The sequence below is a fragment of the Mucilaginibacter daejeonensis genome (genome assembly GCF_020783335.1).
Lineage (GTDB): Bacteria > Bacteroidota > Bacteroidia > Sphingobacteriales > Sphingobacteriaceae > Mucilaginibacter > Mucilaginibacter daejeonensis.
In genome coordinates, this window is the sequence record NZ_CP086068.1 from 1072412 (window position 1) to 1098206 (window position 25795).

The window sequence follows — 25795 nt, forward strand, 5'->3', positions numbered from 1 at the left end:
ATAACTGAACCAAACAACCACTAACCCAATAACTCAATAACTGCCGAATGCTCTATTACCTGTTCACATACCTGGATCGTAACTATGATATCCCTGGCGCGGGGGTATTTCAGTATCTGACGTTCCGCATGGCTATGGCGGTTATCGTGTCGTTATTGGTCACCACCGTTTGGGGGCGCAGGCTGATCGATTACCTACGCTACAAGCAAGTAGGCGAGACCGTGCGTAACCTCGGTTTAGAAGGCCAGATGCAAAAGGCCGGTACCCCTACCATGGGTGGTATCATCATTTTGCTTGGTATACTGGTGCCAACGTTGCTGTTCGCTAAGCTGGATAACATATATGTGATCCTAATGATAGTGACCACCGTATGGCTGGGTGCGATCGGCTTTTTGGACGATTACATCAAGGTGTTCAAAAAGAACAAAGAGGGCTTGGCAGGTAAGTTCAAGATCACTGGTCAGGTGAGCTTGGCGATCATTATCGGGTGGACCATGTACTTCCATACCGAGATCAAGATGCGTCATGAGGTGAAATTGCCTGTGAAGTACGACGCCCCGGTAAGCTACCACCTGAAAAATGGGACCCCGGTGTACACACAGGATGTGAAATCGACCAAGACCACCATGCCGTTCTACAAGAACAACGAGTTCGACTACGGTAAGGTGCTTAAGATATTCGGCCACGGTTATGAGCGCTATACGCTGGTGGTGTTCATGTTCTTTGTGATCATGATCATCACGTTCATCTCTAACGGTGCCAACATTACCGACGGTATCGATGGATTGGCCACCGGTACATCGGCCATCAGCGGTATCACGCTGGCGGTGCTGGCCTACGTGTCAGGTAACGTGGTGATAGCCGACTACCTGAACATCATGTACCTGCCCAACTCGGGCGAGCTGGTGATCTTTGCCGGTGCCTTTGTGGGTGCGTGCGTAGGCTTCCTGTGGTACAACTCGTTCCCGGCGCAGGTATTTATGGGCGATACGGGCAGCCTGGCCATTGGTGGTATCATAGCCGTGTTCGCGATCCTGATCCGTAAGGAACTCATGCTGCCATTGCTGTGCGGCGTGTTCGTGGTCGAGAACTTGTCGGTGATCATCCAGGTGGGTTGGTTCAAGTTCACCAAGAAACGATTTGGCGAAGGCCGGAGGGTATTCCTGATGGCGCCGCTGCATCACCATTATCAAAAGAAAGGCTTTCACGAGGCCAAGATCGTGACCCGGTTCTGGATCATCTGTATCATGCTGGCCATTATCACGGTGATCACTTTAAAATTGAGATAACCCCCAACCCCCTGAAGGGGGAGTAGGAGAAAAACAATATAAGTTAAGAAAAACATAATACGACAAATGTCGAACGAACAAGCAAATAACCCCATTCAAAAACTCCCCCTTCAGGGGGCTGGGGGGTTATTAGTCGTACTCGGTGCCGGCGAAAGCGGTGTTGGGGCAGCTTACCTGGCGCAGCATCAAGGGTATGATGTGTTCGTTTCGGACATGGGCGGCATTGCCGATAAATACAAAGAGCAGTTGCAAGGCTGGAACATCCGCTTTGAGGAGAAGCAGCATACTGAGGCCGAGATCATGAACGCGGTGGAAGTGGTAAAAAGTCCGGGCATACCGGAGAAGGCGCCGCTGATCAAGGCACTGCGTGCAAAGGGTATCCCGGTAATATCCGAGATCGAATTTGCCGGCCGGTACACTGACGCCAAGATCATTGGCATCACCGGTTCCAACGGCAAGACCACTACCAGCGGTTTGACCTATCATATCCTGAAAAATGCAGGTGTAAATGTGGGTTTGGCAGGCAATATCGGTAAAAGCTTTGCTTACCAGGTGGCCACGCAAAAGTACGAGGTGTACGTGCTGGAGTTAAGCAGTTTTATGCTTGATGACATGTACCAGTTCAGGGTGAACATTGCCGTGTTGCTGAACATCACGCCCGATCACCTCGACCGTTACGAGTACAAAATGGAGAACTACGTGGCCAGCAAGTTCCGCATCACGCAGAACCAAACGGCTGATGACCATTTAATTTACTGTGCCGATGATCCTGAAACGATCAAAGGCATGCAGAACAGAACATTCGCAGCGCAACTGCTGCCATTCAGTATAAAAGAAAAACAGCCGGTGGGAGCATATCTCGACGGTACAGAACTAACCATACATACACCAAAAGATCATTTTCAAATGACTATCACCAAACTTGCCTTACAGGGTAAACACAACATCTACAATTCAATGGCGTCCGGGATCGTGTCGAAGGTACTCGAATTGAGGAACGAGAATATCCGTGAGAGCATGGGCAATTTCAAGAACGTAGAACACCGTTTGGAGTTCGTGGCCGATATATCGGGCATCCGCTTTATTAACGACTCTAAAGCTACCAACGTTAACTCTACCTGGTACGCGCTTGAGGGCATGCCTGACCGTAAGGTAGTATTGATCTTAGGTGGTGTTGATAAGGGTAACGAATATCACGAACTGACCGATCTGGTGAAAAAGAAGGTGAAAGCCATCGTTTGCCTGGGTACCGATAACAGCCGCATCCATGGCGCCTTTGGCGATGATGTGGCCACTATCGTGGATACCGCATCGGCCAGCGAAGCGGTGATCGCGTCATACGGCTTGGCCAGCAAAGGCGATACTGTGCTGCTGTCGCCAGCCTGCGCCAGTTTCGACCTGTTCAAAAATTATGAGGACAGGGGCGATCAGTTCAAGAAAGCAGTAATGGAACTGTAGGTATTTCTGATGTCGGAATTTCGATGTCGGACCAAAGCATAAAGAATAATAAACAAGCACTCAATGCACAGGATATTAAGCAAGACCAAAGGGGACAGATGGATATGGCTTATCGTGATCGTGTTATCACTCATATCCTTATTGGCGGTATACAGCTCTACCGGTACGCTGGCCTACAAAAAAGGTAAGGCTACCGAGGTGATCCTCATGAAGCACATGTTCATGATGATCGGCGGTATAGCGCTCATGTACATCTCGCACAAATTGGATTACCGCTATTACGCGGGTATATCCAAATTGCTGATGGTGATCACCATCCCTTTGCTGTTGTACACGCTGGTATTTGGTAGCCACGTGAATGATGCCAGCCGCTGGATCGCTATTCCGGGTACGGGCCTAACGTTCCAAACGTCCGACTTGGCTAAACTGGCCCTGATCACTTACCTGGCGCGTACACTATCGCGTAAGCAGGAGAACATTAAGGATGTGAAGCAATCGTTCATCCCGATCATGGGGTCCGTATGCGTGGTATTCATCCTGATCGCATTGGCGAACTTGTCAACAGCACTGATGCTTTTTGGTGTAAGCATTTTGTTGCTGATCATTGGCCGTATCAGCGTTAAGCAGATCGCGGTGGTGTGTTTGGCAGGTGCTGTGCTACTAACCGGTGTGGTGTTGTTAGGTCCGCGTCGTAAAACGTACATATCACGTATCAATACCTATTTCCATCCTGAAAAGGCCGATGCTGATAAGTCGTTCCAGTCGGATCACGCCAAGATCGCCATTGCCACAGGAGGCATAGCAGGCAAAGGTCCGGGTAACAGTACCGAGCGTAACTTTTTGCCGCACCCTTATTCTGACTTCATATACGCCACCATTATTGAAGAGTACGGCCTTATGGGCGGCTTCTTCATCATCGTGATATACCTGTTCCTGTTGTACCGATGCATCAAGATCGTCACCAAAGCGCCTAAGGCCTTCGGTGCTTTGCTTGCTGCAGGGTTAAGCTTTAGTTTGACCATACAGGCCTTTGCCAATATGGCCGTAGCCGTAGGATTAGGACCGGTAACCGGTGTGCCTTTGCCGCTGGTAAGTATGGGCGGTACATCCATCTTGTTCACCAGTGTGGCCTTCGGTATCATTTTATCGGTAAGCCGCCACATTGACGAGAACGAGGAGCTGAAAGGTAAGGACGGTAAGCCGGCCGGTAACAAGGTGGTGGTAGGGCAAATACTGGAAGTAGCCTAAGCCCCCAGCCCCCTAAAGGGGGAACAGATAGACAAAAGAGTTAAGATACAAGACACACGAAAATAAATAAGATGCCTAACGAGCAGGTCCATAACCCAAAACAACAACTCCCCCTTCAGGGGGCAGGTGGGCGTAGCTTACGCATCATCATTAGTGGTGGTGGTACGGGCGGGCACATCTTTCCGGCGGTGGCTATCGCCAATGCCTTGAAGCAGCGTGACCCGGCTACCGAGATATTGTTCGTGGGAGCTAACGGCCGTATGGAAATGGAAAAGGTTCCGGCGGCAGGTTATAAGATCATTGGGTTAGATATTCAGGGTATACAGCGTAAGTCCGTTTGGAAGAACCTGCTGTTCCCGATCAAGCTGGCCAACAGCATACGCAAAGCTATCAGCATCATCAAGGAATTTAAACCTGATGCTGCGGTTGGCGTAGGCGGTTATGCATCGGGTCCGTTGCTGTATGCAGCATCGTTAAAGGGTATACCTACGCTTATCCAGGAGCAAAATTCATATGCCGGCGTCACCAACAAGTGGTTGAGCAAGGGCGCTAAAAAGATATGTGTGGCCTTTGATGAGATGGACAAGTTCTTTCCGGCCGATAAGATCATCAAGACCGGTAATCCTGTGCGCCATCAGTCTGTAGATATTGCCGGCAAGCGCGAGGAGGCATTGGCCCATTTTGGCCTCTCACCACTGAAGCGCACCATATTGGTGACCGGTGGTAGTTTAGGTGCACGCACCCTGAACCAAAGCTTGCTGAACAACGGACTGGATAAACTTATCGCGGCCGATGTGCAGCTGATCTGGCAAACCGGTAAGGTGTATTATAAAGGCATCATCGAAAAACTGGGCAACAACTATCACCCTAACATTAATGTGCTGGAGTTCCTGAACCGCATGGACCTGGCCTACGCCGCTGCCGATGTGATCATATCACGTGCGGGAGCAGGCACCATAGCCGAGCTGTGCATAGTAGGTAAACCTGTGATACTGGTGCCATCGCCCAACGTGGCCGAGGACCATCAGACCAAGAACGCATTAGCACTGGTGCAAACCAATGCTGCCGTTTTTGTGGCCGACCGCGATGCCGCCGAAAAACTGGTTCCAAGAGCCATTGAGCTGTTAGGCAACGAGGATGAACAAAAAACCCTGAGCGCGAACATCACCAAACTGGCCCTGCCAAAGGCCGACCAGGAGATCGCTCAGCATGTAGTTGATATTATTAAAGCGAATAGATGAAAAGCGTAACGAAGGATCGATGTTGGAGTTGAATAACATACAACGTGTTTACCTGGTAGGTATCGGCGGTATAGGCATGAGTGGCCTGGCCCGGTACTTTACGCATATAGGCTGCGCGGTGTTCGGGTATGATAAAACCGAGACCCCGCTTACCCAAGCTCTACAGCAGGAGGGAATGAACATCATCTTCGCTGATGATGCTACCCTTATTCCTGACGGTTTTGAACGGCCTGATCCGGCTGCACTGGTGATCTATACGCCGGCCATCCCTAAGGATTCGGCCATTTTGCATCACTTCCGTTCGGCAGGGTTCGAGCTGTATAAGCGCTCGCAAGTGTTGGGGCTTATCAGCAAAAGCATGTTCACGGTAGCGGTTGCCGGCACACACGGAAAGACCACCACATCGAGCATGATCGCCCACATCCTCACCGAGGCCGGTAAGGACTGCACCGCATTTTTAGGAGGCATTGCCTCTAATTATGATAGTAATGTACTGTACGGCAACTCTAACATTGTGGTGGTAGAGGCCGATGAGTACGATCGTTCTTTTTTGACCTTGTACCCCGATCTGGCGGTGATCACCTCTATGGATGCCGATCATTTAGACATTTATGGTGATCACGAGCACCTGACAGATTCGTTCAGGATGTTCGCCTCTCAGATCAAGGCCGGAGGTACGCTCATCGCTAAACAAGGCCTGCCATTAAGCCACAGCTTCACCAGCTATACGGCCGGTGCCGAAGCTGCTGATGTGGTTGCGGCCAATATCCGCATACAGGATGGCAGCTTTTGGTTCGACATGCAAAGTGCCGACCTGACGATGGCTGATATTGAGATGGGCATACCGGGTGTGCACAACATCGAGAATGCGTTGGCCGCCATTCAGGTAGCCTTGCTGATGGATGTTGAGCCGGATGCCGTAAAAGCAGCGCTGGCCTCTTTCAAAGGGGTGAAGCGCCGGTTCGAATACGTGGTAAAGCAGGATGATAACGTTTACATTGATGATTACGCCCATCACCCAGAGGAGCTGAAGGCGTGCTTGTCTTCCGTGAAAAGATTGTACCCTGAGCGTAAGCTTACGGTGGTTTTCCAGCCGCACCTGTTCACCCGTACGCGCGACTTTGCCGATGGCTTTGCCGAGGCGCTCGACATGGCCGATGAGTTGCTGATGCTGGACATTTACCCGGCCCGTGAACTGCCGATACATGGAGTGACAACTCACACGATATTAGATAAGATGCAGCTTCAGGATAAAAAGCTATTGAGCAAACCTGAAGCTATAACACACGTACAAAGCACGCGCCCTGAGCTATTGCTCACCGTTGGCGCCGGAGATATAGATCAATTGGTCGAACCCTTTAAACAAGCCTTGCAGTATGAAAAATAAGATCGCCTGGAAGCGCATAGGGGTGGCCTTTGCCTGGCTGGCCAGTTTGACCGGTCTGGTGGTGCTCATGAGCTTCATCAGTTTAAAGGAGTCGGCCGTGGTTTGTAAGGGTGTAAAAGTGTACATACCGGGCAATGAATATTTTATTGACCGGGCCGAGGTGGATCACATTTTGCAGGTGAGCAGCAACACACTGATCGGCCGCCGCATGGATCATATCAATATCCATGAACTGGAAAACAAATTGCAAAAAAATCCATTTATCAGGTTAGCCGAGGTGTTCGCTGACATGGACGGGATCATAAGGGTAGAGATAACCCAGCGGCACCCTGTACTTCGCATCATGAACCGCTTGGATCAGGATTTTTACGTGGACGAGCAAGGCTACAAGATCCCGCTATCCAACAACTTTACAGCGCAGGTACTGGCGGCTAATGGCAACATCGATGAGTTGTTCGCTAACCGGGTAGATACTTTGCACACCAAGCTGGCTAAAGATGTGTACGCCACCGCCGATCACATACGCAAAGATTCGCTTTGGAACGCACAGATAGCGCAGATTTATGTAGATAATAACCACGAGATACAATTGATACCAAGGGTAGGCGACCACCGCATTTTGCTGGGTAATGCCGACTCGTTGGATCGAAAGTTCCATAACCTCGAGATCTTCTATAAACAGGCCCTGCCTAAGGTGGGTTGGGACCGCTATAAAGTGATCAACATCAAATACGCCAACCAGGTGGTGGGCATAAAGAACGACGGTTTGACCGACAGCACGGCCATTAGGCAGGTCAAGCCAAAATTAAGAGCTGATACATTGATAAATAACGAACAACGATCAAAAGATACATCTACCGCCCAATTTTAAAATAGTTATGGAAAAAAGTATACCACAAGAAAAGAGCTCGCCAATTGTAGTAGGATTGGATATTGGTACTACCAAGATATGCGCTATTGTTGGGCGCAGGAGCAAGAATGGAAAGATAGAGGTACTGGGTATTGGTAAGGCCGAGAGTGCAGGGGTTACCCGTGGTATGGTATCAAATATTGACAAGACCGTGCAAGGCATCAACGTTGCGGTGGATGTGGCAGGTTCACAATCCAACGTAGAGATAAGGGTGGTGAACGTGGGCATTGCCGGCCAGCACATCAAAAGTTTACAGCACCGCGGCCTGATCACTCGCCGCGATCTTAATACCGAGATCGGCCGTAAGGACATCGATAAATTGATCGAGGATATGTACAACCTGGTGATGCCTCCGGGCGAGGAGATCATTCATGTATTGCCGCAGGAATTCACGGTAGATAATGAGCCGGGCATCAAAGATCCGATCGGTATGTCGGGCGTTAGGTTAGAGGCCAATTTCCATATCATATCAGGCCAGGTGACCGCGATCAAGAACATCGTTAAATGCGTGACCAAGGCACAGCTCGAGAGCCAGGAACTTATCCTGGAGCCGCTGGCATCGTCGGAGTCGGTGTTGAGCGATGAGGAAAAAGAAGCCGGTGTGGTATTGGTAGATATCGGTGGTGGTACCACTGACGTGGCCATCTTCCACGAAGGTATCATCCGTCATACTGCAGTGATCCCATTCGGTGGTAATAGCATCACCGAAGATATTCGCGAGGGTTGTTCAGTAATGCGTAACATAGCCGAGCAATTAAAGGTAAGATTTGGATCTGCCCTGGCCGATGAGAACAAAGAGAACGAGATCGTTTGCGTACCGGGACTGCGTGGCCGTGAGCCAAAAGAGATATCGGTGAAGAACCTGGCTTACATCATTCAGGCCCGCATCGAAGAGATCATCGAGCATGTTTACTACGAGATCAAATCATCAGGATATGAAAAGAAACTGATCGCCGGTATCGTGATCACCGGTGGTGGCGCGCAGTTGAAGCACCTGTCGCAACTGGTGGAATATGTTACCGGGTTAGATTGCCGCATCGGTTACCCGAACGAGCACCTGGCCAAGAACGAGGTTTTACCAAAAGGTATATACGAGGAGCTGCAAAGCCCGACGTTCGCTACCGGTATCGGTCTGCTGATCAAGGGTATCCAAAAAATGGAATACAACAATGCTACCCTGCCACAATCAGAGACCAAGGTACAAAAGACCAAGTATGCCGATGAGCGCAAGTTCGGCCTGTTAGGACGCATACTGGAGACAGGTAAAAAATTCATTAAGGACGATATCAAGGACGAGGACTTTTTAAAGTAATTTGCTATTCCAATACCGCGTTATAGAGTATGTGAGAGCTGTTTTTAAAGCGCTTGCGAGAGTTATTAACAATTGAAGAAATGTTGATAACTTATAGGTAAAAAGCATTAATATTACGTACTTTTAAACAAGGGAACCATCTATTCACATAACCCTGAAAATTAGTAACATGCAGTTTGAGATGTTAAAAGAAAGATCGTCGATCATCAAAGTTGTTGGTGTTGGCGGTGGCGGTGGTAACGCTGTGAACCACATGTACAAGCAAGGTATCACCGGTGTTGATTTCATTATCTGTAACACCGATGCGCAAGCTTTGGAGCTTAGTCCTATACCTAACAAAGTGCAATTGGGTTCAAGTTTGACCGAGGGCATGGGTGCCGGATCTATCCCTGAGGTAGGCAAGAACTCGGCCATCGAGAACATCGAGGACGTAAAGCGCATGTTAGGCACCAACACCAAAATGCTGTTCATTACAGCAGGTATGGGTGGCGGTACCGGTACCGGTGCCAGCCCGATCATTGCCAAAGCAGCACGTGAGATGGACATCCTGACCGTGGGTATCGTGACCACACCATTCTCTTTTGAAGGCAAGCGTCGTAAGATGCAAGCCGAAGAGGGTTTGGAAGAACTGAAAAAATACGTCGATTCGTTCCTGGTGATCTCGAACGATAAGATGCGCCAGATATTCGGCAACCTGACCTTAGGCTCAGCCTTTGCACAGGCCGATGATATATTGACCACGGCCGCCAAAGGTATTGCCGAGATCATTACCCTCCCGGGCTATATCAACGTCGATTTCAAGGATGTGCGCACCGTAATGAAAGATAGCGGTGTGGCTATCATGGGTAGCCACTCGGCCGAGGGCGAGAATCGTGCTCACCGTGCGGTAGAAGGTGCTTTGTCATCTCCGTTGTTGAAAGACAACCAGATCGAGGGTGCACGCTACATCCTGCTGAACATTAGTTCAGGTGGTGGCAAAGAGGTGACCATGGACGAGGTAAGCATCATTACCGATTACATACAGGAAGAGGCCGGTTTAGCTGCCGACCTGATCTGGGGTAACTGTACTGACGAATCATTAGGCGATAAGCTTTCGGTGACCATCATCGCTACCGGTTTCCAAACCAACGATGAGCGCGACATCGAAGAAAGCAATAAAAAGATCATTTCGATGCTGGTGCCTGAGAACACGCCACTGGTTCGCCCGGTGAACGAGTTCGTTAAACCATCGATAAAAGAGGAAGAAGAGATCACCTTGAAAGCTACTCCTGTAGCTGCTGCACCAAAACAGAGCGATCTGTTCAATATGTCGGTACAGCAAGAGGAGCAGGCCAACAAGATCATACGCCATAGCCTGATCCAGGAAGAGCCTGAAGCGCAAGCTGAAGCCGAAGTGGACGAGAATCAACTGGTTTACAAAGTTGCTGAGAATGTGAACTTCATTCCTGCACCTGAAGAGCCTGCATACGTGTCACAACCTGAACCAGAGCCAGAACCGGCCCCTGTAGTAGGTTTGGACGATAACAAGAGCAACGAATCTATCGAGGAGCAGTTGCGTAAGTCACGCGAGCGCATCATGCGTCTAAAAGACCTGAGCATGAAGCTGCGTAACGGTAACATCCAAGAGTTAGAGAATGTACCTGCTTACAAACGTAAGGAGATATCATTACACCAAACGCCAGCATCTGACGAGAGCCAGATCTCAAAATTCTCACTGTCAGACAATGATGGCAACCCTGAGATCCGCCGCAACAACTCGTTCCTGCACGACAATGTTGACTAAGTGAACTTTTCGGAATAAAGAGATGGGCCTTTGTGATCTTCACAAAGGCCCATTTTGTTTTAAAGGTGATCTGAAAAGCGCTATGCCACTGATACCACATAGGATGCATGATCAGCGCGACCACCTACTTTTTAGCCACGATACTGATATGGTACCAGATCGAATCAGATATGGCCTGCTTGGCCACCAGATCATAAAACTTTTGGGACTTGTAGCGCACATCCCATTTCGAGCGGTCGATAACCAATTGGCCGGTAGCTTTGATCAGTTTTCCGGCGATGTTGATATGTGCCGGAAAGGTTACCGGGTGAGTGATGCCCTTAATAGTGAGATCGCCGGTGACCTGCTTATCTTGGCCGCTGGTAGGTGTGACCTTGGTAATGGTGATCTCCGAGATCGGGAACTTCTCCACGTCAAAAAAGTCAGCATTTTTGAGGTGGGCGATCAGCTTATTGTCGCTTTTATGATCCTTGTCTTCCATCGAGTTCATATCGATCTCGATCACGCCGCCTGTAAGCTGACCGTTCTCGATCTTTAGTTCTCCTTTTGAGGGGTACAAGTATCCGTTATGGTCATTAGTACCCATCAAGCTCGAGCCTTTCCAGCCGATCACACTTTCCCGGGTGTCGACCTTGTAGTAACGTTCATCGCCTTCATGTAAGCTAAGGGTGCTCACTGGGGCGGAGGTTTTGGCTTTACCTGTCATAGGCTCATTGCAGCTGATCAGCCACGGGGCGGCTATGATCGCCAAGTAAGTTAATAATGGGCGGTAATCAGGCGTGTGCTGATCTCTTGTTTTATTTTTCATATCTTATCAAAGTTGATCAGCAAAATTATCTCGATGGCTACCAGCGTACATGATCCGGATCGTAAATTAAATTGTAAACTTTGTAAATAAACTTCTGATAATATGTTACATAGGACAAGATCAGCCAATGATAGACGCCGATACCTTATTGCCTTCGGGCTGTTGTCGTTCTTGTCTGTGATATGCCTGGCTTTTGGTGTTGCCGAGCGTAATGGTGCCGATGTATTGAAGAGAGAGATACTGCTTCGACGAATGGGGCATCAACTCTTGCTACAGGCTGGCGATGATACCTCGAGGGTGCTACCCATACAAAAGATCAGCAGTAACCAATACCAGTTCAGCTTCGAGAGCGCGCTCGCCTTCGAGCCGGCATCATTGATCAATATTTCAAGAGGTGTATTGAACGGCGAGCCGGTAGCGTCAGAATTGGTGGTGAACGTTTTGAATGGCGATGATCACCGCGTGGTATATGGCTATGCTATATCGAAGGATAAAGAGCAGGACATTGTGACCTGCATTGGCAGGAAACAGCCAAAGGCCCGCTACATGATCAATGTTACGTTCGGCCCCGCTTCAAAAGGCAGGTTGAACAATGGATACCTGTTAGGCGGCTTACCGGTGCTCGCCTTTGTGGGATTCATCTTTCTTCGTTCGCCAAGATCACCAAAGCCAAAAGCAGAAGTGTTGCGGGATGAGGAGTCATTGAGTATAGGTGGCCTGCGATTCGACCCCAAAGGCAGGAAGCTGATCGTAAGCGATACTGCGATCGATCTCACCGGCACGGAGACCCGGCTGCTTCACATCTTTGCCCGATCACCCAACATTACCATTGAGCGCGCCCGGTTACAAAAAGAGATATGGGAGGACGAAGGCGTGATCGTTGGCCGAAGTCTGGATATGTTCATCTCCAAGCTCAGAAAAAAACTGGAATGCGATCCCAATATCAAGTTGGTAGTGGTACGTGGCAAGGGTTATAGATTGGAGGTCGATGCTCATTAAGTTGTGCCTATACGCATGAATAGCAAAGGCCCGGTCAGTTAGACCGGGCCTTTGCTGTTCAGAACAAATAATTGTAGCGCACTTACACGTTTCCGTAACTGTTCGACTGGCCGCCATCAATGGCGATCACCTGTCCATTCACGTAGCTGCAGGCATCGCTTAGCAAAAAGCAAACTACCTTGGCCACCTCTTCGGGCTTACCCAAACGCTTGGTAGGGTTGGCTTTGGCGTATTCGGCCTCGGCTGCGGCGGGATCGCTCGGGTTAACTTGTTTAAAGGCTCCGGCCACCATTGGTGTCAATATGGCACCCGGCGCAATGGCGTTGGCCGTGATCCCGAAGCGGGCATACTCCAATGCGGTGTTCTTGGTGATACCTGCCACGGCATGTTTGGTGGCCACATAAGGGGTTTGATTCATCACCCCGCGTATACCACCTACCGATGCCACGTTAACGATGCGGCCGTAATTTTTTGCCTGCATATGCGGCAGTACGTGTTTAATACCAAAGTAAACGCCCAGCAAATTAATGTCGATCACCTTCTTGAAAACCTCCAGGTCGTATTCGGCCAATGGTGCCTGTTTGCCTTCAATGCCGGCATTGTTATAAAAGCCATCAATGGTGCCGTATTTGTCCACCGTACTTTGTACATAATTCTTCACTGCCTCTTCATCAGAGGTATCCGCGGTAACGGTCAGCACTTCGGTGTCCGGATATTTTTCCAATATATCAGCCTTGGCTTTTTCCAAGGCTTCGGCATTATAGTCTACCAATGATAGCTTGGCGCCAGTAGCGGCAGCTTCAAGAGCAGTGGCCAAACCCAGACCCATAGCTGCTCCTGTAATAATGATCACTTTATTTTTCAGGTCACTCATGACAATATGAATTGATTTAATGTTTGAACATCTATATGATCAACTTTGTTTGTAAGTGCTTACGCATTTAGATAATGAGCTGGGGTTGGAGCGGCACTAACATCAAAAGATTATCGTGTTATAAGCTATCATAAAAAGTTATAACGGGCTTTGGTACAATGTAAAGTGCTATATTTGCGGTTGATATCAGATTAGGAATACTTTGGATCTATTTGACAAAATATCGAAAAATTTAGGTGGCCCGATAGGGATGCACCAAAAATGGTCGCATGGTTATTTCTCTTTCCCTAAGCTGGAAGGCGAGATCTCGGCCCATATGAATTTCAACGGCAAAGAGCATTTGGTTTGGAGCCTGAACAACTATCTGGGTTTAGCCAATCATCCTGAGGTACGTGAGGCTGATGCGCAAGCGGCGGCCGAATACGGTTTAGCCTACCCAATGGGGGCGCGTATGATGTCGGGTAACACCAAGCATCATGAATCGTTAGAGCAGGGCCTTGCCGAATTTGTAGGCATGGAAGCCGGCTTTTTGCTCAACTACGGCTATCAGGGCATGGTATCGATCATTGATACACTGGTGGATCGTAATGATGTGATCGTGTATGATGCTGAGTCACATGCCTGTATCATTGATGGTGTGCGCCTGCACATGGGTAAGCGTTATGTTTACCAGCATAATGATATCGAGAGCTTCGAGAAACAAATGGAGCGTGCCACCAAACTGGCTGAGCAGACCGGTGGTGGTATCCTGGTGATCACCGAAGGTGTATTTGGTATGTCGGGCGCTCAGGGTAAACTGAAAGAGATCGTTGCCTTAAAAGAGAAATATAACTTCCGCCTGCTGATCGATGATGCGCATGGTTTTGGTACCATGGGTGCCACCGGTGCCGGTACACACGAGGAGCAGGATTGTATGGAAGGCGTTGACGTTTACTTTGGTACGTTCGCTAAATCAATGGCCGGTATAGGCGCCTTTGTGGCCGCTAAGGCGGACATTATTGCTTATATGCGCTACAACATGCGTTCGCAAACCTTTGCCAAGGCATTACCAATGCCAATGGTGATGGGCCTGCATAAACGCTTTGAGCTTTTAAAAAGCAAACCTGAACTGCGCGAAAAACTTTGGACCATTGCCCGCACCCTGCAGGCAGGTTTAAAAGAGCGTGGTTTTGATATCGGCAAGACCAATACCATGGTAACGCCAGTGTTCCTGAAAGGTGATCTTTACGAAGCCACCAGCCTGACCCGCGACCTGCGCGAGAACTACGGTATCTTTTGCTCGATCGTGGTGTATCCGGTGATCCCTAAAGGGTTGATCGTGTTGCGCCTGATCCCAACGGCTACCCATACCTTGGAGGATGTACAACGTACGCTGGACGCTTACAGCGAAGTAGCGCAGAAACTTAAGGACGGCCACTATAAAGAAAAAGAGAACTCGATGGCTTTGGCTTAATACTCTATAGCCAATATAAAGAGAAAGCCCCTTGCATGACCGTGCAAGGGGCTTTCGTGTTGTTGCATTATTGGTTAGCGAATACGCGATCTTCATTATCATGAACCCTTTGCACGCAGCCACGATGCGCGTTGCCGACATTTCACTGAGCGTATATTCACTAAACGCGCTCTATTTGTGCGGCAAGTGCCTCAAAATGTGCGTATTTATACTCTGGTTTATTGCAAAAATTTAATTTAAACGCTTCCATCTATATTATTATTTGATCAAAAGCCGTGCAACATTGATAAAGTGTTCAAAACGTGCTTTAAGGGCGTTTTTTTGGCTCTCAAAATTTTCTTTTTTTGAAAAATCAAGTTAGATTAGCCTTAGTTAAAACAATTAAACCTCAATCTTTAAAAGGAGTGACTCAACATGGAAAAATTTAACCAGGTAAAAGAACTTATTGCTTCATTAGAAGCCGATGCCGACAAATTTTATACTAAAGGTAACAGTGCAGCCGGTACGCGTGTGCGTAAAGGTATGCAGGACCTTAAAAACCTGGCTCAGGCTATCCGCCTTGAAGTACAAGACACCAAGAACAAAGCTTAGTACTTTATTACTTATAAAAAAGCCGGTCCTCTATTATTTAGAGGACCGGCTTTTTTGTTCTATATCATCGTGTTCACAGATCGATCACTATCTCATCGTTCACATAGTTGACCGGCTGTACCGACCGGCCGGCATCAAAGCCATGGAGTGTCACTTCCAAAGTATGGAAGCGAGAGGTAAAGCTACCTTCGGCCGCTGTAAGGATCAATTTGCCTGCTGCGGGATCAAAAGTGATGGTGCGTACATGCTTTTGGCCTTGTTGGTAGTTGTAAGTGTGGCCGTCGTCTTCATAATACACCAGGTCGGTCATATCATTGCCGCTCCAAACGTGTAAGGTCAGTACGCCATCGCCGGCGTCCTGGGTGCTTTGTATCACGTTCTGCATCGGTATGATCGCTCCGGCTTTAGCAAACACCGGCATATCGCTCAACGGCGCATCTACGGTGTGTTCCTGTCCGCCCGTGTAGCGTTCATCAGAACCAAAGCGGTACCAATCGCCGCAAGGGAGGTATACCTTGGCTGTGGTGACCGTGCTGATCACTGGTGCCACCAGCAGCCCCGGACCGAACATGAACTGATCTTGATAGTCTTTGTAGTATATGGCCGCATCATGCGGATGATCGATCGCCAGTGTGCGGCAAACCGGCATACCGGTAAGAGTGGTCTCGTAAAACAGGGAGTAAAGGTATGGCAATAAGCGATAACGCTGCTCAATGGAGTGGCGGATCAGCTCGAGGTTTTGTTCACCATACTGCCACGGCTCGCGGTAGTCAGAATCTTTGATGGAATGATTGCGGTACATTGGTGTAAATACGCCTAAGGAGTTCCAGCGCACCATCATCTCAGGCGTTGGGTTGCCACTGAAACCGCCGATATCTACACCCACGAAGGCCATCCCGCTTACGCCTAAGCTGTTCACCAGGCGTGCGCCTAATAACAGGTGCTCATCGGTAGCGGTGTTATCGCCCGTCCACACGGCCGAGAAACGTTGCGTACCCGTATAGGCCGCCCTGGTAAGTACGAACGGTCGTTTGTTACCCAATATCTTGCGGGTGCCATCATAAGTGGCCTTGGCCATCATCATGCCATATACGTTACGTACCTCAGGCATGAATTTGTCTCCAAATTTCACGATCCAAGGTATGTTCTGATTCCATACGGCAGGCTCATTCATATCGTTCCAAAAGCCTTCTACGCCAGGGTCGGTCAGCGCCGTAAAGGCAGCGCCCCACCATTCCCGTACATCCTCCCTAAAAAAGTCAGGGAAGTGGCAGCGGCCCGGCCATACCTCACCAATGTAATTTTCGCCGTTAGGATAGGTGGCAAAATAGCCTTTCTCCACACCTTCATCGTACTGCTGATACCCTTTCTCCACCTTGATACCCGGATCCACGATGGTCACCAGCTTAAAGTTCATTGCTTTCAACTTGTCAATAAAGGCCTTGGGATCGGCAAAGGTCTCCTGGTTCCAGGTAAAGATCTTGAAACCCTCCATGTAGTCGATGTCGCAATACATCACATCGGCAGGCACGTTATGCTCGCGGAACTTGGAAGCCACATCCAACACTTCATTGGCCGACATATAGCTCCAGCGACATTGCTGGTAGCCCAGGCTCCACAGCGGTGGCATTTCCATACGGCCGGTCAGCCAGGTCAGGTCCTCAATGATGCCAGGCACGGTTTGCGCACCAAAAAAGTAATAGTTTAGGTCGCCATCATCGGCTCCCAGCCAAATGAACTGGTCGTCGCACGAGGCGGCAAAGTCAAAGTAGCTTTTATGAGTATTATCAAGGAAGAGTCCATAAGTAAGGCCGCTGTGGATACCAATGAAGAATGGAAAGGTCTCGTATAGCGGGTCGGTCTTGGGCGTGTGGTCTGACGCGTCGGTGTTCCAGTTGGTGAATGAGCTGGCCCTGCGGTTAAGGTCGCCCACCTTTTCGCCCAGGCCAATGAAGCGTTCATCCGGGTTCAGCTCACGGTGATTGATCACGCGGCTATTTTGCCAGCTGGTGCCAAAGCGCTCATCGTCCTTACTCAGCAACTTGCCGTCAGGCGTGTAAAAGGCAAAGCGCAATGGGTCCTTGCTAATGCGTAAGGTCAGTGCATCTGTGGTCACTATCACTTCGGTGTCGGTCTCCTGATGTTCGATCTGGCCAAGCGGCTCACGGATCACCGCAAAAGAAGCATCAGCATCCTGCACATTGCGGGTGATGTTGACCCTAATGACAGTAGGGCTATATACCGTGATCAGTGCCGTGGCTTCGGCGGTGGTGATCGTTAACCGGCCTGCGGCTTGCTGAACGCTTTGTGTGTTACCTAATATTTTGTAATCCATTGGGTGGTATTATGGTTTAGCTAAATGTACGTTAACCGTTCATAAAACCCTCACGGCGAGCCATAGTTTTGATTCGTACGCTACTAATTAACTTACATAGATGTCATGCAACGTCAGCAAAATGAAATATCTGAAACAAAACATATGATGTTTAGTTAAAACATCATATGTTTGTATCGTTAAATGTACGCCATGAGACTGAGTGATCAGATAAGTGATAAGATCCGCGATGATATCAGTACCGGAACCTTTACGCCCGGTACCCTGATGCCGCCGGAACCTGAGTTGATGGAGCGCTACGGCGTAGGCCGATCTACCATACGCGAAGCGATCAAGGCCCTTTCCATTGCCGGGCTATTGCAGGTACGCCAGGGCAGGGGCACTACCGTGGCGCAACACCGCCCCGCCGAGACCATCGATAGCAAGCTCCGCCGCGCCGACCTGGACGAGATCAACGCAGCACGCAGTTTCCTTGACCGCGAGATCGTGGCGCTGGCCGTCAAGAATAGAGATGCGGACCAATTGCAGGCCATGAAGGAGAGTCTCGATAAACGCAAGCAAGCCATACAGCACGAGGACCGTGCGGCTTGCATGGATGCCGATATCGCTTTTCATGTGGCTATCGCCAGAGCATCGGGCAATCGCGTGCTGGCAGATCTGTACGAAGGTTTCACCACGATCATCCGCGATTTTTTTTCAAGAAGGGAGGAACGCGGCATCGGCTTGTTCGCGATCAGCCACCACCTGCACGAGGACCTTTACAATGCCATTAAAGATGGGAAGAGCAAACAAGCCCAGGCAACCATGCAAAAGATATTAGATAACAACTATTAACTATCCTATTTATGACCATACTAACATTCAGCCTCATATTGCTCGTGGGCGCTTACGTGGCAGGGTTGCTGGGCTCGCTCACCGGTTTAGGCGGCGGCGTAGTGATCATCCCCTTACTCACCTTAGTGTTCGGCGTCGACCTGCGCTATGCCATCGGTGCTGCACTGCTGGCTTCTATCGCTACCTCGTCGGGTTCGGCAAGCGCTTACGTTAAAGAAGGTATTACCAATATCCGGTTGGGGATGTTCCTGGAGATCGCTACTACGATCGGCGCCGTGTTGGGCGCATTGATCGCAGTATATACGCCTACCAATACCATTGCCATACTGTTCGGCGCTGTGCTCATGTTCTCGGCTGCTATGACACTTCGTAAAAAGAACCAGGAGGTGCTTACCGAGGGTAGCAATCTTTCGTATTTGCTGAAATTGAACAGTACTTATCCCACAAAAGATGGCGAGGTAGCCTACAAGCTTACCAATGTGGGCGCAGGGTTCTCGATGATGACCGTAGCGGGAGTGCTCTCGGGCCTGTTGGGTATCGGCTCGGGAGCATTGAAGGTATTGGCAATGGATACAGCCATGCGCATACCTTTCAAAGTGAGTACCACTACCAGCAACTTTATGATCGGTGTTACCGCTGCGGCCAGTGCCGTTGTGTATCTGCAACGCGGATACATGGACCCCGGTCTGGCTTTTCCGGTAATACTGGGGGTATTGGGCGGCTCGTTCACCGGATCCAAGCTCCTGATGCGGATGAACCCGCAGACCCTCCGCTATATATTTTGCATCGCCATCACCTTTGTGGCCTTACAAATGATGTACAACGGCATTCAACACAAATTTTAACGCACCATCACCATGAAAAAGAACGAAAGTATATTAGTGAATGATAACGACGTAGAACAACTGGTAGGACAACTGCTCCGTTATGGCGTGGTCACCGCAAGCTTGGTGGCTTTGGTCGGCGGTGCGCTGTACCTAAAAACTCACGGCAGCAACGTAATGCCCGACTACAGCCAATTTGCGGGTGAGGGTGCCGGATACACCACGTTCAACGGCATATTCAAAGGCGCCGCAGCATTTGATCCAGCCGAAGTGGTGCAATTGGGTGTACTCATCCTAATCGCTACCCCTATACTACGGATCGTGCTTTCGCTATTTGCCTTTGCTTTGGAAAAGGACAAGCTCTACATATTCATCACCCTGATCGTACTGGGTGTTATGATGACGAGCATATTTGGCGGGTTGAAGGTTTAAAACAAAAGAGGCTGCCTTTTGGGCAGCCTCTTTATATATCGTTTCAGTACAACAACTATTCCCAAAGTTTCTCTGGGTAGGTGCCGTTGGCCACCAGTTCGCTGATGCTGGCTTGTACGATCGGTTTGTCTTCTTTGTAAGTTACGCCGAACCATTTGTTGCCGGTAGGGATCACCTTGAAAGAGGCTTGTCCTGTTTTGATCAGTTCGTCGGCTACCAATGGGATGAAGAACTCTGCTTTTGGATTGTTCTCGTTGGCGTCAACGAATTTTTTGAACATCGGCTCGCTTTGTTTGAACACGGCTGGAGTGAAACCCCAGAAGTTCATTGATACGCGGGTATCGTTAGCTAACTGGTGCTCGCCTGATGCATCTTTATAATACACGTCACCATCTTTAAAGTAAACGTCGGTACGCTCGTTGATCTCGACCATTTTGCCGTCCTCAACTTTACATACACCACGTGATACTGAACCGTGATCGCTCAGGGTACGGTCGATCTGGTAACCCATTAATGAGTAGTTGGTATCGCTAACCTCGGTGGTCAGGAATTGCGCCATTTTCTCGAAAGCCTCATAACCATAAAAGTCATCAGCGTTGATCACGCAAAATGGCTCATTTACCTGGTTGCGGGCAGCTAATACTGCATGTGCAGTGCCCCAAGGCTTAGCACGCTCAACCGTTTTATCGATACCGTATTGGGTAAGGTCATAGTTCTGAAATACGTAATCGGTTTCGATACGTCCGGCCAGTTTAGGCTCAAATATAGCTTTGAAAGGCTCCTGGAACTCCTCGCGGATGATAAAGCTAACCTTGCCAAAGCCGGCTTTGATCGCGTCATATATCGAATAGTCGATGATGGTCTCGCCGTTAGGGCCAAAGCCATCCACCTGTTTCATGCTTCCATAACGGCTGGCCATACCGGCGGCCAATATCAGTAATGTTGGTTTCATAATGCAGTAAAAATACTTAAATAAGAGCAGTAAGCCTTATATACGTGTCGTTAAGTGATTAGTTTGGTGTAATATTAATAATTATTTAATATATCTAAAGTCTTGTCCGGGTTTGATATTAAGCAACGTTTCATAGATCAGTCGGATCACGTTGTCCACATCTTCCTTATGGATCATCTCTACCGTGGTGTGCATGTAGCGCAACGGTAACGAGATCAGTGCCGAAGGAACGCCATCGTTAGAATACGCAAAGGCATCAGTATCGGTGCCGGTAGAGCGAGAAGAAGCCTGGCGCTGGAACGGTATGGATGCTTTTTGAGCCGATTCGATCAGCAACTTGTTCAGGTTGTTCTGCACGGCAGGAGCGTATGACACTACCGGACCACGGCCACAAGCCAGATCGCCTTGGGTGATCTTATTGATCATAGGCGTTTGGGTATCATGCGTAACGTCAGTAATGATAGCCACATGAGGTTTGATCTTGTGGGCGATCATCTCAGCACCGCGCAGGCCTATCTCTTCCTGTACGGCGTTAACGATGTACAGGCCGAATGGCAGTTTTACATTATTCTCTTTCAACAAACGAGCGACCTCAGCGATCATGAAGCCACCGGCACGGTTGTCCAGCGCACGACCTACATAGTAGCGGTTATTTAATACGGTGAACTCATCTTCATAAGTGATCACACAGCCTACGTGGATGCCCATGGCCTCCACTTCATCCTTACTGGTGCAGCCGCAATCTAAAAAGATGTTCTTTAAGGTAGGAGATTCTTCCTTTTCTCCGCCTGACCGGGTGTGAATGGCAGGCCAGCCAAATACGGCTTTAACCACACCTTTATCGGTATGAATATTCACCCGTTTTGATGGAGCGATCTGGTGGTCGGATCCACCGTTACGGATCACATAGATCAAACCATCATTGGTAATGTAATTCACGAACCACGAGATCTCGTCGGCGTGGGCCTCGATCACCACTTTGTACTCGGCTTTTGGGTTGATAATGCCCACCGCGGTACCGTAGTTATCTACATAATGCGTGTCGATGTAAGGGCGCAGGTAGTCGAGCCAAAGCTTTTGACCTTCCCACTCAAAACCGGTGGGAGAGGGGTTGTTGATATATTTTTCGAAGAAGGATAACGACTCTTCGGTCACCACGCTGATGTGCTGTGGTTTTTCGTCGGTGTTTTCGGCCATGTTTATGGTATATGTAAAGGCAAATATAGAAAAAGATGTCCCCCGCCCAAATCTTATGGCAGTGTGTCACCGAATGGTCGCGTTCAGTTGCGGTATGATGGAGTCAAAGTTCTTACAGAGTTAATATCAAGTTCACAGCAGCGCGGTTACTTTGCCCTGAGTAAAATTTCAGGAGTTAATAGTTTCAAAGACCGGACGGTGCAAGGCCATCCGGTCTTTTTTTATGGTATCGGTCGTTCCAGTATCTCGTAGTCGAAACCATTTTTGGAGAAGAACCGGCCGGTATGAGCAAACCCGGCTTTAAGGTAGAAACCCGTAGCACTCAGCCGGGCATTGCACCACAGGGTGTGCCCGCCGCCTGTAACGGCAAAGTTGATCAGGTGCTTCAGCATCATATCTCCCACCTTTTGCCCCTGCATATCAGCCCTTACCGCGAATTTGCGGAATTGAAAACTATCTCCATCCTGAAACAGTGATACCACGCCAATAAGCTGGTCATGGTAAAAAGCACCAAAGTGCCACCCGTCCAGATCTTCCTCCATTTGCATGGCCGACAGGTGCTCAGTAGGGTACAGGACATCGCGGCGTAGCTGCCAGGTAAGTTGGGGGCGTATCTGCTCTATGGAGACGTCGTTCAGCATTAAAGTGATGTTAAAGAAAAGTAAAGCTTTGTAATTATACTAAATTGCCATCATCGTAGTTCAATAAAAAACGGTATTTTTGTATAGATGAAACTACGGACCTACAAACTATTGGTATGCCTGCTGTTCATGATGATCTTTGTTGCAAAGATGATCATTTCAGTAGCGCCCGTGTTTCTATCGCTCAATAACAAAACGGTAGCTGCGGTGATCATGCAGTTGGAGAACGAGAACAAGAACGATAAGGATGACCTTGAAAAAGAGGCCGCCAAAGAGAAAAAGTTCTTCGACGAGGATATCCAGCACATCTACGAGCCCGTTCTGGTATTGATATCCATCGATAATAAGCTACATATTCAGTTTGGGCATGGCATCTATCAGCCAGGTTATCACTCTACAGTGCCCACCCCTCCTCCCGACGTTGTGCTGGCGTAAGCCGTTCCCGGTCATTTAGTATGTCCATTTAGGTACAGGTGCATCTCGCGCTTTATGCTAAAGTATGCCATATTACTTTGCTCGTCATACCTACAAAACATAGTATGCCCTGTTAGCTTTGACCAAGACAAAGGCCTTTATGAGGCTTGAAGCTTAGTTTATGGCATACGTATGAGACTTGCTCATTGGTGCTTATTGGCAACATATTATTGACCGACACAACTAACGGCTATATGGCTTCCCGGCCTGTCCTGCGTACTCAATTATCCTTAACGGTATAGTGTATCGGGTATTTATAAAAATATTATCATCCCCGCAAACAATTATAATAACATCAATGTCCATAAGCTTTGGAAAACACACCCGAAGTAATTTGAACAAGCGATAGACAATGAAAAAAGAACATCATAAAGGGGTGCTCACGCCATGGCAACGCCTGGTGCGCATACTGCGCTACGAGAGCTCCACTATCAACTATATATTTATTTACGCGATCTTTATTGGCCTTATTGGCCTCACCCTGCCGCTGGGTACCACCGCGGTGTTCAACCTTTTATCTAACGGAGCCATGTACAGCTCCACTTACGTGCTCATAGGTGTGATCCTGATGGGTATAGTGGTGGGTGGTTTGTTGCTCATTGGGCAACTCTCATTAGTGGAGGTGATCGAACAAAAGATATTCGCCAAAATGGCCATCGAGTTCGCCTATCGCTTACCTCGCATTAAAAGAGAGGCTATGGAAGGAGAAAATCCTGCCGAGCTGCTCAATCGTTTCTTTGATATATTGACCATTCAAAAAGGACTGACCAAACTACTGGTAGACATTGTTGCCGCAGCGGTACAGATCTTTTTCAGTGCCATTTTGCTGTCGTTCTATCATCCATTCTTTATCGCTTTCGGTATACTAGTGATCTTGGCCGTGGTGATCATCCTAGCGCTGTATTTCAGGTCAGGTGTCGAGACCAGTATCGAAGAATCAGAATACAAGTATGAACTGGTGGCATACCTGGAAGAGGTGGCTTATGATCTTGAAGCATACCGTTCATCAAGCGCTAAACGCGATGAAGTGATCGAAAATACTGATGAGATCACTTCACGCTACCTGCATGCCCGTAATGATCACTTCTCTATCCTGAAGCGCTTTTTTGCAAGTGCTGTGGCCATCCGTACACTTTTGATGGGCGGCTTATTGTTATTAGGATCTTACTTTGTGGTCACCCGTCAAATGTCATTCGGTCAGTTCGTGGCTGCCGAGGTGATCATCGTGCAGATCAGCTATGCTATCGAAAAGCTGATGACCAATATGAATACCGTGTTCGATATGGTGACCGGCGCCGAGAAACTGGCCGTGGTGACCGATCTGGAACTGGAGGAAGGAGCTATAGATCATGAATAAGGAAGCAAAGCTCTTAGAGAAATTAGAGAACTGGCAGGATATGTCGACAAGGTCGGCAAAAATGGTGATGACCGTGAACGGTGCACGCCGGTTCGGCCGCATATTGATCGGGGTTTTGATCGGCATACTGATCATTTTGATGCTGCCTTGGAGGCAGACCATCCCCGGCCGTGGAACAGTGACCGCCTTAAGACCTGAGGATCGCCCGCAAACGGTGCAGAACCAGATCGGTGGCCGTATCGAGAAATGGGCCGTGCGCGAAGGACAGGAAGTCAAAAGGGGTGATACTATATTGGTAATATCAGAGACAAGCCAATCATACTTTGACCCTGAACTGCCTATCCGTTTAAAGGAACAGCTTGATGCCAAAAAAGGCAGCGAACAAGCCAACGCACGTAAGATCGAGGCTACTAACGCCCAGATAGCCGCGTTGACAAATGGTTTGCGTTTCCAGCTTAGCGCGGCGGAGAACAAAGTTAAACAGGCACAGAACTATGTGGACATTGACCAGGCCGACCTGGTAGCCGTACAGAACTTTTACGATGTAAGTAAAGCACGTTTAGAGCGTTACGAAGCCGGTTACCGTAACGGGTTGTTCTCCCTAACAGATATCGAATCGCGCAGGTTAAAGTTGCAGGAAGACAGGGCCAAGGTGATCAGCCAACAGAACAAGCTGAACAACTCGAAGCAAAATTTGCTGAACGCCCGCATCGACCTGGATAACATTAAAGCCAAATACCAGGAAACGCTTGCCAAGGCACAGTCTGATCTGGGGTCGGCCATATCCAGCCGCGCTGGCGTACAGGGCGAGATCGCCAAACTGCGTAACGACATCGCCAATATCGATGTGCGCCGTGGATTATACGTTGTACGTGCCCCGCAAAGCGGCTTCGTTGTCAAAACGTTGAAGGCCGGTATAGGCGAGAACATCAAAGAGGGCGAATCTATCGCTACGCTGCAACCAAAGAATCCGCAGGTCGCTGCCGAGATCTATGTAAGCGCTATGGACGTGCCCCTGATCCTGGATACCAGCGATGTAAGGTTACAATTTGAAGGTTGGCCTTCTATTCAATTCTCAGGCTGGCCATCGGTAGCCGTGGGAACATTTGCCGGTAAGGTATTCTCCATAGACAAGGTGAGCAGTTCGGGTGGTAAGTACCGTTTGCTGGTGAAACAGGCTAACCCTGTACCTAAGAACGATGAGCCATGGCCACCGCAACTGCGTCAGGGCTCGGGTGTTTACGGCCGCGTGATCCTACGCTCGGTACCGGTATGGTATGAGATCTGGCGACAGCTGAACGGTTTTCCGCCAAGCCTGGAGAAAGAACCCGATGCTGAAAAAGTAAAGGAGAAGGACAAAGAGTCGAAAAGTGATAAAGAAAAGTAAGGACACAGC

Annotated in this window: 23 protein-coding genes; 17 read left to right on the top strand and 6 right to left on the bottom strand. The window is 49.0% G+C overall.

All coding sequences use genetic code 11. From position 1 onward, the window contains the following. The first annotated feature begins 47 nt into the window (after nucleotides 1-47). The 8 genes from mraY to ftsZ all read left to right on the top strand — a co-directional run bounded on the left by mraY (nucleotide 48) and on the right by ftsZ (nucleotide 10628). Nucleotides 48-1289: a phospho-N-acetylmuramoyl-pentapeptide-transferase gene (gene mraY / locus LLH06_RS04695; RefSeq protein ID WP_228172107.1), complete on the top strand. Its 1242-nt coding sequence runs from the start codon at nucleotides 48-50 to the stop codon at nucleotides 1287-1289. A 66-nt stretch (nucleotides 1290-1355) separates the two neighbouring features. Beyond that, nucleotides 1356-2747, top strand: a complete 1392-nt coding sequence (gene murD / locus LLH06_RS04700; RefSeq protein WP_228172108.1) for a UDP-N-acetylmuramoyl-L-alanine--D-glutamate ligase — start codon at nucleotides 1356-1358, stop codon at nucleotides 2745-2747. Nucleotides 2748-2810: 63 nt separating this feature from the next. Further along, a complete protein-coding gene (locus LLH06_RS04705; RefSeq protein ID WP_228172109.1) occupies nucleotides 2811-3995 on the top strand; it encodes an FtsW/RodA/SpoVE family cell cycle protein in 1185 nt (394 codons plus the stop codon). A 71-nt stretch (nucleotides 3996-4066) separates the two neighbouring features. Next, entirely contained in the window at nucleotides 4067-5236 is a 1170-nt protein-coding gene (gene murG, locus LLH06_RS04710) for an undecaprenyldiphospho-muramoylpentapeptide beta-N-acetylglucosaminyltransferase (protein ID WP_228172110.1), read from the top strand. 22 nt (nucleotides 5237-5258) lie between these two features. Further along, a complete protein-coding gene (gene murC / locus LLH06_RS04715; protein WP_228173264.1) occupies nucleotides 5259-6623 on the top strand; it encodes a UDP-N-acetylmuramate--L-alanine ligase in 1365 nt (454 codons plus the stop codon). Then, nucleotides 6613-7494, top strand: a complete 882-nt coding sequence (locus LLH06_RS04720; protein WP_228172111.1) for a cell division protein FtsQ/DivIB — start codon at nucleotides 6613-6615, stop codon at nucleotides 7492-7494. Before murC ends, LLH06_RS04720 begins: the two co-directional genes overlap by 11 nt. Nucleotides 7495-7501: 7 nt before the next feature. Further along, a complete protein-coding gene (gene ftsA / locus LLH06_RS04725) occupies nucleotides 7502-8845 on the top strand; it encodes a cell division protein FtsA (protein ID WP_228172112.1) in 1344 nt (447 codons plus the stop codon). 169 nt (nucleotides 8846-9014) lie between these two features. Continuing rightward, nucleotides 9015-10628, top strand: a complete 1614-nt coding sequence (gene ftsZ / locus LLH06_RS04730) for a cell division protein FtsZ (RefSeq protein WP_228172113.1) — start codon at nucleotides 9015-9017, stop codon at nucleotides 10626-10628. 124 nt (nucleotides 10629-10752) lie between these two features. Here the strand turns inward: ftsZ and LLH06_RS04735 are convergent, their stop codons facing one another. Further along, entirely contained in the window at nucleotides 10753-11436 is a 684-nt protein-coding gene (locus tag LLH06_RS04735; protein ID WP_228172114.1) for a YceI family protein, read from the bottom strand. 102 nt (nucleotides 11437-11538) lie between these two features. Here LLH06_RS04735 and LLH06_RS04740 point away from each other — a divergent pair, with 102 nt between their 5' ends. Further along, nucleotides 11539-12435 carry a winged helix-turn-helix domain-containing protein gene (locus LLH06_RS04740; protein ID WP_228172115.1) on the top strand — a complete coding sequence of 299 codons (897 nt, stop codon included), beginning with the start codon at nucleotides 11539-11541 and terminating at the stop codon, nucleotides 12433-12435. An 82-nt stretch (nucleotides 12436-12517) separates the two neighbouring features. On the opposite strand, the gene LLH06_RS04745 is transcribed toward LLH06_RS04740, so the two are convergent. After that, nucleotides 12518-13309, bottom strand: coding sequence for a glucose 1-dehydrogenase (locus LLH06_RS04745; RefSeq protein ID WP_228172116.1), 792 nt, complete (start codon nucleotides 13307-13309; stop codon nucleotides 12518-12520). A 202-nt stretch (nucleotides 13310-13511) separates the two neighbouring features. Between LLH06_RS04745 and LLH06_RS04750 the strand changes: the two genes are divergently transcribed. Further along, nucleotides 13512-14762, top strand: a complete 1251-nt coding sequence (locus LLH06_RS04750; RefSeq protein WP_228172117.1) for an aminotransferase class I/II-fold pyridoxal phosphate-dependent enzyme — start codon at nucleotides 13512-13514, stop codon at nucleotides 14760-14762. 414 nt (nucleotides 14763-15176) lie between these two features. Next, a complete protein-coding gene (locus LLH06_RS04755) occupies nucleotides 15177-15353 on the top strand; it encodes a histone H1 (protein WP_228172118.1) in 177 nt (58 codons plus the stop codon). A gap of 73 nt (nucleotides 15354-15426) precedes the next feature. Here the strand turns inward: LLH06_RS04755 and LLH06_RS04760 are convergent, their stop codons facing one another. Further along, complete coding sequence (locus LLH06_RS04760; RefSeq protein WP_228172119.1) at nucleotides 15427-17688, bottom strand: glycoside hydrolase family 31 protein; 2262 nt, start codon at nucleotides 17686-17688, stop codon at nucleotides 15427-15429. Nucleotides 17689-17880: 192 nt separating this feature from the next. Between LLH06_RS04760 and LLH06_RS04765 the strand changes: the two genes are divergently transcribed. The 3 genes from LLH06_RS04765 to LLH06_RS04775 are packed head-to-tail and all read left to right on the top strand — an operon-like array spanning nucleotide 17881 to nucleotide 19778. Beyond that, nucleotides 17881-18522, top strand: a complete 642-nt coding sequence (locus LLH06_RS04765; RefSeq protein ID WP_228172120.1) for a FadR/GntR family transcriptional regulator — start codon at nucleotides 17881-17883, stop codon at nucleotides 18520-18522. A gap of 11 nt (nucleotides 18523-18533) precedes the next feature. Further along, complete coding sequence (locus tag LLH06_RS04770; RefSeq protein WP_228172121.1) at nucleotides 18534-19367, top strand: sulfite exporter TauE/SafE family protein; 834 nt, start codon at nucleotides 18534-18536, stop codon at nucleotides 19365-19367. Between the two features lie 12 nt (nucleotides 19368-19379). Next, a complete protein-coding gene (locus tag LLH06_RS04775) occupies nucleotides 19380-19778 on the top strand; it encodes a DUF1634 domain-containing protein (RefSeq protein WP_228172122.1) in 399 nt (132 codons plus the stop codon). Between the two features lie 55 nt (nucleotides 19779-19833). Here LLH06_RS04775 and LLH06_RS04780 read toward each other — a convergent pair whose 3' ends face one another. The 3 genes from LLH06_RS04780 to LLH06_RS04790 form a co-directional block, all read right to left on the bottom strand. Then, nucleotides 19834-20730 carry a nucleotidyltransferase family protein gene (locus tag LLH06_RS04780; RefSeq protein ID WP_228172123.1) on the bottom strand — a complete coding sequence of 299 codons (897 nt, stop codon included), beginning with the start codon at nucleotides 20728-20730 and terminating at the stop codon, nucleotides 19834-19836. Nucleotides 20731-20811: 81 nt separating this feature from the next. Further along, a complete protein-coding gene (locus LLH06_RS04785) occupies nucleotides 20812-21927 on the bottom strand; it encodes a M42 family metallopeptidase (protein ID WP_228172124.1) in 1116 nt (371 codons plus the stop codon). A 221-nt stretch (nucleotides 21928-22148) separates the two neighbouring features. Then, entirely contained in the window at nucleotides 22149-22568 is a 420-nt protein-coding gene (locus LLH06_RS04790) for a GNAT family N-acetyltransferase (protein ID WP_228172125.1), read from the bottom strand. An 87-nt stretch (nucleotides 22569-22655) separates the two neighbouring features. On the opposite strand from LLH06_RS04790, the gene LLH06_RS04795 reads away from it, so the two are divergent. From LLH06_RS04795 to LLH06_RS04805, 3 genes are all read left to right on the top strand, one after another. After that, a complete protein-coding gene (locus tag LLH06_RS04795; RefSeq protein WP_228172126.1) occupies nucleotides 22656-23003 on the top strand; it encodes a hypothetical protein in 348 nt (115 codons plus the stop codon). A gap of 391 nt (nucleotides 23004-23394) precedes the next feature. Further along, nucleotides 23395-24399, top strand: coding sequence for an ABC transporter transmembrane domain-containing protein (locus LLH06_RS04800; RefSeq protein ID WP_228172127.1), 1005 nt, complete (start codon nucleotides 23395-23397; stop codon nucleotides 24397-24399). Further along, on the top strand, nucleotides 24392-25786 hold the full coding sequence (locus LLH06_RS04805; RefSeq protein ID WP_228172128.1) for an HlyD family secretion protein: 1395 nt from the start codon (nucleotides 24392-24394) through the stop codon (nucleotides 25784-25786). The genes LLH06_RS04800 and LLH06_RS04805 overlap by 8 nt, the downstream gene beginning before the upstream one ends. Nucleotides 25787-25795 lie beyond the last annotated feature (9 nt).

What these genes read in the sequence shown, in the direction of transcription:
- mraY (WP_228172107.1), top strand. Translation starts at nt 48, where the DNA reads ATGCTCTATTACCTGTTCACATACCTGGATCGTAACTATGATATCCCT.
- murD (WP_228172108.1), top strand. Translation starts at nt 1,356, where the DNA reads ATGTCGAACGAACAAGCAAATAACCCCATTCAAAAACTCCCCCTTCAG.
- LLH06_RS04705 (WP_228172109.1), top strand. Translation starts at nt 2,811, where the DNA reads ATGCACAGGATATTAAGCAAGACCAAAGGGGACAGATGGATATGGCTT.
- murG (WP_228172110.1), top strand. Translation starts at nt 4,067, where the DNA reads ATGCCTAACGAGCAGGTCCATAACCCAAAACAACAACTCCCCCTTCAG.
- LLH06_RS04720 (WP_228172111.1), top strand. Translation starts at nt 6,613, where the DNA reads ATGAAAAATAAGATCGCCTGGAAGCGCATAGGGGTGGCCTTTGCCTGG.
- ftsA (WP_228172112.1), top strand. Translation starts at nt 7,502, where the DNA reads ATGGAAAAAAGTATACCACAAGAAAAGAGCTCGCCAATTGTAGTAGGA.
- ftsZ (WP_228172113.1), top strand. Translation starts at nt 9,015, where the DNA reads ATGCAGTTTGAGATGTTAAAAGAAAGATCGTCGATCATCAAAGTTGTT.
- LLH06_RS04735 (WP_228172114.1), bottom strand. Translation starts at nt 11,436, where the DNA reads ATGAAAAATAAAACAAGAGATCAGCACACGCCTGATTACCGCCCATTA.
- LLH06_RS04740 (WP_228172115.1), top strand. Translation starts at nt 11,539, where the DNA reads ATGTTACATAGGACAAGATCAGCCAATGATAGACGCCGATACCTTATT.
- LLH06_RS04745 (WP_228172116.1), bottom strand. Translation starts at nt 13,309, where the DNA reads ATGAGTGACCTGAAAAATAAAGTGATCATTATTACAGGAGCAGCTATG.
- LLH06_RS04755 (WP_228172118.1), top strand. Translation starts at nt 15,177, where the DNA reads ATGGAAAAATTTAACCAGGTAAAAGAACTTATTGCTTCATTAGAAGCC.
- LLH06_RS04760 (WP_228172119.1), bottom strand. Translation starts at nt 17,688, where the DNA reads ATGGATTACAAAATATTAGGTAACACACAAAGCGTTCAGCAAGCCGCA.
- LLH06_RS04765 (WP_228172120.1), top strand. Translation starts at nt 17,881, where the DNA reads ATGAGACTGAGTGATCAGATAAGTGATAAGATCCGCGATGATATCAGT.
- LLH06_RS04770 (WP_228172121.1), top strand. Translation starts at nt 18,534, where the DNA reads ATGACCATACTAACATTCAGCCTCATATTGCTCGTGGGCGCTTACGTG.
- LLH06_RS04775 (WP_228172122.1), top strand. Translation starts at nt 19,380, where the DNA reads ATGAAAAAGAACGAAAGTATATTAGTGAATGATAACGACGTAGAACAA.
- LLH06_RS04780 (WP_228172123.1), bottom strand. Translation starts at nt 20,730, where the DNA reads ATGAAACCAACATTACTGATATTGGCCGCCGGTATGGCCAGCCGTTAT.
- LLH06_RS04785 (WP_228172124.1), bottom strand. Translation starts at nt 21,927, where the DNA reads ATGGCCGAAAACACCGACGAAAAACCACAGCACATCAGCGTGGTGACC.
- LLH06_RS04790 (WP_228172125.1), bottom strand. Translation starts at nt 22,568, where the DNA reads ATGCTGAACGACGTCTCCATAGAGCAGATACGCCCCCAACTTACCTGG.
- LLH06_RS04795 (WP_228172126.1), top strand. Translation starts at nt 22,656, where the DNA reads ATGAAACTACGGACCTACAAACTATTGGTATGCCTGCTGTTCATGATG.
- LLH06_RS04800 (WP_228172127.1), top strand. Translation starts at nt 23,395, where the DNA reads ATGAAAAAAGAACATCATAAAGGGGTGCTCACGCCATGGCAACGCCTG.
- LLH06_RS04805 (WP_228172128.1), top strand. Translation starts at nt 24,392, where the DNA reads ATGAATAAGGAAGCAAAGCTCTTAGAGAAATTAGAGAACTGGCAGGAT.